At 54.5% G+C, this 8,202-nt stretch carries 4 protein-coding genes; 1 reads left to right on the plus strand and 3 read right to left on the minus strand.

The window, feature by feature from the left end:
- On the plus strand, window positions 1–851 hold an 851-nt coding region (locus Q0668_RS11175), incomplete at its 5' end, for a RyR domain-containing protein (protein WP_298864338.1).
- A gap of 213 nt (window positions 852–1,064) precedes the next feature.
- Here the strand turns inward: Q0668_RS11175 and Q0668_RS11180 are convergent.
- The 3 genes from Q0668_RS11180 to Q0668_RS11190 form a co-directional block, all read right to left on the minus strand.
- Entirely contained in the window at window positions 1,065–5,576 is a 4,512-nt protein-coding gene (locus Q0668_RS11180; protein WP_298864342.1) for an AAA family ATPase, read from the minus strand.
- 1,051 nt (window positions 5,577–6,627) lie between these two features.
- Window positions 6,628–7,056, minus strand: a complete 429-nt coding sequence (locus Q0668_RS11185; protein ID WP_298864345.1) for a hypothetical protein — start codon at window positions 7,054–7,056, stop codon at window positions 6,628–6,630.
- The gene (locus Q0668_RS11190) at window positions 7,056–7,379 is read right to left on the minus strand and encodes a hypothetical protein (protein WP_298864348.1); all 324 of its coding nucleotides are present in this window, start codon (window positions 7,377–7,379) and stop codon (window positions 7,056–7,058) included. The genes Q0668_RS11185 and Q0668_RS11190 overlap by 1 nt, the downstream gene beginning before the upstream one ends.
- Window positions 7,380–8,202 lie beyond the last annotated feature (823 nt).

Here is an 8,202-nt window from a genome sequence, read left to right on the forward strand (position 1 = left end):
GGCCCGATTTTGTCAGCCGCCTGCGTGGCTATTTGAATGTCAAAGGACCGAACCAGATTCAAGACGAAAAAAACAACTGCACAGAGAAGAGTGAATATGTTTATCTCATCCGCCGTGCAATGTTGCTGCGTTCACTTTTAGAGCGTAACGCACCGGAAATTATCGACCCGGCAACAAAAATGGCATCCATCAGTACTGGCATTCTTAATGCGTTTATCCACGTTGATGAGTATCTGCATGGAGCACGTTCCATGGAATCGGTCATCACAATGGGTTCTTTGCTGGGCAAAAACTATTACGGCCCTGACTCACTCCCCTCGCCACGTTTACTGGCATTGCATGTGACTGATGATTTTATGCAGGATATTTTGGAAGGAGAGCAACACAAACTGCCCGTAGATGTTCTAGAGAAGTTAGCAGAAGCAGGTTACGAAGGGTGGAGAGAGGCCACTGGCAAGAATGAAAACATGAAATACGATGAGCAAACCGAAGATGAGAAAAAATCAAGTCGTGAACCGGTTTCCCGCAGAATCATCGCTTTGGCAGAAGCGGGATACACTCCGCAACTCACTTCCGATTCCAATGCAAAAGATGAAATGCTTAAGTTGGCCGAAGATCACGATTTGCTCGAGAGGCTGATGCAGCAGGAACATAATGTCTGGCTGAGGGGACATCTCGTTGATGGTTGGGAACTGACTGATATCAGGAATAACCAACTTCGTCTTCATCAAGACATCAGAAAATTCAAGGAATTGCCGGAAGTACAACAGAACATCAACAAATCAATCATTCAAAAGACGATCGAAGCACTACAGGAAGCCGGTTACAATCTGGTAACATCAGAAAGGTAGTCTCCCCCGTATTGAGCAGCCGCGTAATTTGGTTGAGGATCGCGGAATAAGTTCCGCGTCACGGCCACATCGGCCAATGGGAAGGTCACGTACTGCAAAGGGACGAATAAGGTCACGTACTTCGAAGGGACGAATAAGGAGACGTTTCTCGCGATTCCCGAAATACGGATGAGATTCCACGAACTCGTCGGCAGCTCCCACGTCAATGGCACATCACGCCCCATCGCGGCGGCGGATGCAAAACCAGTGGGCTTTGCCGTTGTCTGTGAAAGCAAGAATCGTGTCGCCGGCCAGCGGGCCGTAGGCTTGGTCGAAACTACCAGGGGCGAAAAAGTTTTCCGGAACGGTGTAAGTGGTGTCGGTCCGTTGGGCTTTGGGGAGCAACCTAAGCGCTAATTGCAGCCGACCGCCTTCGGTGGAGAGTCGGCGCGATTCATCGAGTCGACCAACACTGCCCCAGACCACTTGGGCATCAACGGAATCCAGAGGATGCGTCGCACGGCAGTCCCCGGATTCGGTGTCCCAGACCTTGAGCGTGTTGTCCATCGCCCTGGAGACGATCATCCGGCCATCGGCGGAAAGAGCTACACTTAGTACACTATTGGTATGCCCCCGGAGCGTCTGGCGGCAGTCACCGGATTCGGTGTCCCAGATTTTGATGCCGTCCACCGACCCGGAGACGATCGTCCGGGCATCGGCGGAGAGGGCCACGCAGTTGACCGTCCAAATATGCCCCCGGAGCGTCTGGCGGCAGTCCCCGGATTCGGCATCCCAGACTTTGAGCGTGTCGTCCCACGACCCGGAGACGATCGTCCGGCCATTATTGGAGAGAGCTACGCTTCTGACCCCACTGGTATGCCCCTGGAGCGTTTGGCGGCAGTCCCCGGTTTCGGTGTCCCAGACTTTGACCGTCTTGTCGTAGGAACCGGAGAGAATTGTCCGACCATCGCAGGAGAGGGCCACGCTGTCGATCCTCAAGGTATGCCCTTGGAGGGTCTGGCGGCAGTCCCCGGTTTCGGTGTCCCAGATTTTGACCGTGTTGTCCCACGACCCAGAGATAATCGTCCGACCATCGGCGGAGAAAGCCACGCATTTGACCGAACTAGTATGCCCCTGGAGCGTTTGGCGGCAGTCCCCGGACTCGGCATCCTGGACTTTGACCGTCTTGTCGTAGGAACCGGAGAGAATCGTCCGACCATCGGCGGAGAGGGCCACACTGGTGACCTCCGCAGAGTGCCCTCGGAGGGTCTGGCGGCAGTCCCCGGTTTCGGTGTCCCAGACTTTGACCGTCTTGTCGCAGGAACTGGAGAGAATCGTCCGGCCATCGGTGGAGAAAGCCACGCTGCGGACCCAATCGGTATGCCCCTGGAGGGTCTGGCGGCAGTCCCCAGATTCGGTGTCCCAGATTTTGACCGTGTTGTCCCACGACCCGGAGACGATTGTCCGACCATCGGTGGAGAGGGCCACGCTGGTGACATCCTCGGAGTGCCCCTGGAGGGTCTGGCGGCAGTCCCCGGATTCGGCATCCCAGACTTTGACCGTATTGTCCATGTCGCCAGAGACGATCGTCCCGCTATCAGAGGAGATGGCCACACTGGTGACCTCCGCAGAGTGCCCTCGGAGGGTCTGGCGGCAGTCCCCAGATTCGGTGTCCCAGACTTTGACCGTATTGTCGCAGGAACTGGAGAGAATCGTCCGGCCATCGGTGGAGAAAGCCACGCTGGTGACCCAATCGGTATGCCCCTGGAGGGTCTGGCGGCAGTCCCCGGATTCGGCATCCCAGACTTTGACCGTATTGTCCATGTCGCCAGAGACGATCGTCCCGCTATCAGAGGAGATGGCCACACTGGTGACCCAGCCGGTATGTCCCTGGAGCGTCATCAGGCAGGCAGGCGGTTCCCAGTGGGTGGGGCGGTTGATCCATTCGAGGAACTCGGCGGGTAGCGTGGTGGTCGCATCAGGGGGCTGATTGCTACCGCTCGGTGGGGTCCAACGCTGTTGAGCCGCTTGCGACACGGGGCTGTCGACCGGTTCGTTATAGGCCTGTTGAAAGAAGCACTCCGGATGCTCCGCCAGCAGCGGGGCGTTGCCGCGAATGAAGAAGTACCACGGTTCCAGCAGGGACCGCATGTCTCCCGAAAGTCCCGCCCGCAGAGCATCGACATCCCGAACCAAATCGGCCACGTGTCCCGCCTGCGTTTTCCGCAGGGGGAACTGCAGGTCCGTCAGGCAGTGCAGGAGTTGATCGTGATCCTGACACAACAGACGGAGATGCGGGAGTTCCATCAGCGCATGCGCATCGGGCCGGTTCCAGCGGCCATCAAAATAGTCCGCCAGTTGACGGTGGCGATTCGTCTGGTAGTCGGGAGTGTGGAGGTATCGCTGCCGCACGGCCTGCTCGACCTGACGGTGGTAGAAATGCATGACGGCAGTACCGGGTGCGGCACGCTCCGCCAGGTAGGGTGCGAGATCGGACCGCAAGCGAGTCCAGGGGGCAATTGGAATGCGGTTCGAATCGGGGGGCAACTCGTGTCCGTTCCGTTGGTTGTCCGCAGCGAGGATGGTCTTGTACTCCGGGTCCGCGTACAGGACTTCGAGCAATTCACTTTCGCTGAGTCCGTACCGCGCGGAGACCAGACAACTCAAGGCGATGCCAATCAATGCGCCATGCTCAGATGGTTCTCCCAGGCGGACGAACAACTCGTCCAATAACCGGGCCAGTGAATCAGGAATCGCGGCAGGTGCGTCGAACGACCGCCAGCGACGAGCCTCTTCAAACAGCACCTTGAGGAACAACGGCTGCCGGCAAGCAGATGATCTCTGCATGGCGGACCAGATCCCGTCCTGCTGTAGTTTGGCGACGCTACGTCCGGCACCGTGCAGCCAACTTCCGAACAGCTTACGAGCATCGTTCAGGTCGAGGGCACTGAGTTCATGTTTTTCCAATAGCGAACGCAGCTTCAGAGCCCGAAACGGCTCGCAGGCGTCCGAGTCCTCGGGATATTCGTCGGACGGCGAGAGACACGAAACAACCATCCGCGCGTGACACGCGGCGTCCGTCGTTGAGGGCAATGGGGTGCGAATCCAAAAGGCCGACCGGCCGTTGTCGGCGACATCGAGCTGATCCAGCGCGTCGAGGAATACAAAGACGGGACGGGCCCCAGTCGCCTGGCCGAGTTGCGAGTAGAACTCGTCGATGAGTTGATTCAGGTCGGTGGGTAGCGGGTCTGGCAGCGCGAAGTCCTGTCGCAGTTCCCGGCAGAGGCTCGACAAAAGCGACCGGAGATTCGAAGACTCGGGAGTCGTGCCGATGAACCGGGTCAGCACGATCGGTCCGGTCTCCGCGCGCGTGCCGTCCGCACTTCGCGACGGCGTCACTTCCTGGATGATCTTTCCCAGCAGCGCCGTCTTGCCGCTGCCGGACGGGCCATGTGCCACGAATGGCTGGTTCGTCTCGCTGTGGAGGTAGTCGCGAATCCGTTGTAGTTCGGGTTCCCGACCGACGAAGGTCTTCTCCGGTGCCCGCTCACTGGCGAATCGCAGATGGTCGGTACATTCGAGATCCAGTTCCTGTTGCGACCCGCGCACCTGGGCGAGCGTGGCGTCGTCCGCCGACAGATCGCGGTCCCAATAGGCGTTGATCTGCGCGATGATGATGCTTTTGAACCGGTCCAGGATCTCGCCATAGAAATCATCGAGATGGGAAGTCGTGATGTCTCCAGTGGGTTTGTTGTTTTGGTCGATGGCCCATTGGCACGTTGAGCGGATGATCTTCGATTCGCCCAAAACGGCTTCGAGCTTTAACTTCAATTTGGTCAACGCTTGTGAAGCGTCGCTGTCCGGGGTTCCGTCGTCTTTCAGGTCGATAAATTCGCGCCGTTTTGGAGTATCGGGAATCGCATCGAGATCGTCGACTTCCCGAACGGCGGCAATGACGTGCCGATCCGCGTTCTCCGCCTGGAAGGCACCTTGCCAGATTTCCTGCTCCGTCGCTGAGGCCTGAAAGCGAACACTTGATGGGATGGTCTCTGGCGCGGTCTCGTGCAGAGCCTGGAATCGCCCGGCAAGGTCGGCCGCGGGAAACGCTCGATTAACGATCGACCACAACACGAATTGGACATCGAGCCATTCGGGTGTGTCCTGTAATTTACCATCGGCATTGGGTTGCCTGCCGTAGTCCACGCCGTTGAGGAGTGCCTTCCGCGTCCGGAGAACGTACTCGCCAGGCAGAGCCTCATTACCAAACGGCCTGGCGTTCTCGTCGAGCAGATACCAGTCTTCAAGAATGGCGACTGCCTGCTTCAGAAGTTCAGTCTGCTTCTCGGTCAGTTGCTTCGTGGACTCCGGTGGCTCGCTCTGAATTTGCTGGGCAGCGGTCTTGAGTTCCTTGAAGTCATCGACCGAGATGACTTCCGGCAAGGGACGCCAGCCGTAGCGGTTGCCGAGCAGGATCAGAAAGTTCGGTTCGGGTGAGGTCTCTTGCGCGCGGCGGAGTTCCTCGAAGCAGATGCGCATCGTGCGGTGATCGAGACCGGCTTCTGCGGGAACTCCCCAGCGCAGATCGATCGCCTGAAACGTGAACCCCCGCTGCTGGCAATAGCGTTCTAACTCGGGCCAGACCATCGCGTGCAGGGCGTTCCGTTCATGAGTCAGATCGCTGAACGTGGAACTGACGAACACGCGAATAATGGGTAGCGCACGTTTGACTGGAAGCTTCGACTGCATCGTGAGCCTCTCTTCGATTACCCGAAATTTCCCATTGGGGTTGAGCCTGGAACCAATCCAGACTCGGACCGGGTGTCTATTCTAACATCGCGTCCCTCCCGTAACTAGCGCGTGCGGAAAATTTGCTTCTTCCATCCCGCGCGTATCGCATATCGCTGAACGTCGATGAAATAAAGTCGCGAATGGCTTACCAGCCTGCAATCATGTCCTGGTCCTCAAGTCAGACTTGAAATGATACTACAAGCATTTTTTTCTCACGCGAAAACAGGCGAGACACAAGTCCACATCGGATTAATGATGCGACTGTGGTTTCAGTTCTGGAATGCAATCTTGATATTGATTGCAGTATGCTCTCTGTGAAACTGTTTCCTGTGACAGCAGGACATATATCTAGATCTGTTAAGCGAATTGATTTATGCGAGAACTTATCAAAAAAATCCGTGGCTTGCTACATCGTTGGTCGTGGGTGGTGATTAGTTTGCTTGGGCTCTGAGATTCGGTCAGTTCAATAAATTTGTTTTCAAAGTGATCACAAAAATGATCACAACTCTTGCCGCCGCGCGGTCTTCAAATGGCCTTTGTAGAGTTTTCAGCAAGCAGCCATAAATGAAAAAGGCCCTGTGTACTCAGCGTTTACCGTTAGGTAAGGTTTTGAGTACAAGGACCTGTTGCGACTTCTAATCCGTAGGTTGGATGTTCGAATCCTCCCGGGCGTACTTCTTTTTAGGGTTTAAGGCGATTTGATATAATCAAATCATTCACTGGTACAGAATTTGGTACAAATCATAAAGTTGCTTTTCAATCATAAACGTATGGCTAACAGAACGACATCTACAGGAAGGCTTGTTGTTCAACACTGATGGCAGGCTCAAAGGCTTGTCGCCACTGAATCCGTTGTCGAAGGATTCAGCGTTCATTAAGAGCTTGAAGAAGTAGCTGAAAGTACTGCCATCAGGCGTGCCGACGTTCAAGCCGTGGAAGCCTGCTCAACCGGCACGCTTTGTGCCATACAAACCGGCTCAGCCTGCGAAGGTGGTGATGCAGAAGCCGCCTAGCTCATAGCATTGGAAAAAGGCAGCATTGCGGCATCTCGAATGCACAATGCTCCATGATGTTCATAGAAGTCACCGCCCAACTCAAGCATTTGAATCAGTGACTCGTAGATGCTCTGGCCTTCCGGCTTCATCTTCAGGTCCATCGCATGAAGTTCAAGTAAATACCATCGGCAAATTTTTTGAGTTGTTGGAGCATAATTAGGCTTGGAGCCAAGGAATGCTGCAAGCCTTTCACTGTCTTGTTGTGGTAAGTCAACGCCAAGCTCACCACAAACATCAGAGATCGCCTTGCCACTGGAAAACTCTCGGACGACTCGTAGAAATTCTTTTGCCAACAAGACGTATTGTTGGGCCTTGTCGTAATCAAATTCCGCTGAAATCGCCTCTAGGCGAGCGACTCCATCGGCCAATGTGTGTTTACTCATTATTCCCCTCCCAGAAAGACTCGCCACATCTGAAGTTGTCGTTCACTCATCTGGCCAGTCCATGGATTGGGAGAAAGGTCATGAGCACCGAAATGTTTCGTCGTTGGCATTGAGGTCCAGTCAGTTGGGTCGATCCAAGCCTTTGAGTGAGGAGACACATACGGAACGTTCATGTGCTTCATCAACGTGCTCTCTAAGTACTCGTGTCCGAGCAAATTTCTAAACTCGTCGATACGTTCACCACGAGCCGCCGCTTGCCACAAACAGAACCCGGTAAACAGCAGGCAGCCGAAGATTGTTAATTTGCGGCCGAAGTCTGTCATGAATGGAGTTCCTTGATCGATTGAAGAACGTTGATTCTGTGGAGTAAACGCTGATTTCGCAAGGTGATTCTTATGATTCGCATGCATTTGACATCACCCCCTTTCTTAACCGGAGAAAGGAAGGCGTTTTTCCCTAGAGGTGGCTTCGGCTCTTCGGCCGCAGATTTCGCTTTTGGGGCGATGCTGTCGCTTCAATATAAACGAATTTGTTGCCTTTATCCATTTTATTATGAATTGATTTTCTCTGGTCATTCGTGTTGGATTTACTACCACGAAAGACACGAAAATTTCTGATACGTGTTTGGTTGGGTGTTGATGGTTTTTGGATGATGGTTGATAGGGGACCAACAGCGGTTGACGATGTGCGGCTCCGTTCTTTTCGGATTGTGTCGGACATTGTGGCGCTCATTGTTCTGCTGCTCATTCTCTGATCAGCACTGCTGGATTTTCATCTGCTGCCTGTTTGTAGCTATCGGGTAGAATCTTTGTGCGTGGGTTGGTTAGGCCGACGTTGTTTTTAATTATTTTTCTACCACGAAAAGCACGAAACGTTTTAATAGCTCTGGCGGGCGGACACATGGGGCCTGCCCCTGCTTTTTAGATGGGTCCTCGGCTACTTGATACATGCGTCATTTTCTACTTTACACGCGGGATTACCCTTAGATGATTTTGTTGCTTTGGTTTTCTGATTGTTACTTTCTCACGGCGGTTCGTGTGACGGCGTCCCTTGCCCTGCCAACGGCTGTTAGCGCCGAGCCGCTCAGATATTTGTTGTCGGGCGCTGGTGTTGTGTTGGTTGCTTTGACTGGAAATGATTTTGTTG

Origin of the sequence: uncultured Gimesia sp., from assembly GCF_937910335.1 — a bacterium.
Lineage (GTDB): Bacteria > Planctomycetota > Planctomycetia > Planctomycetales > Planctomycetaceae > Gimesia.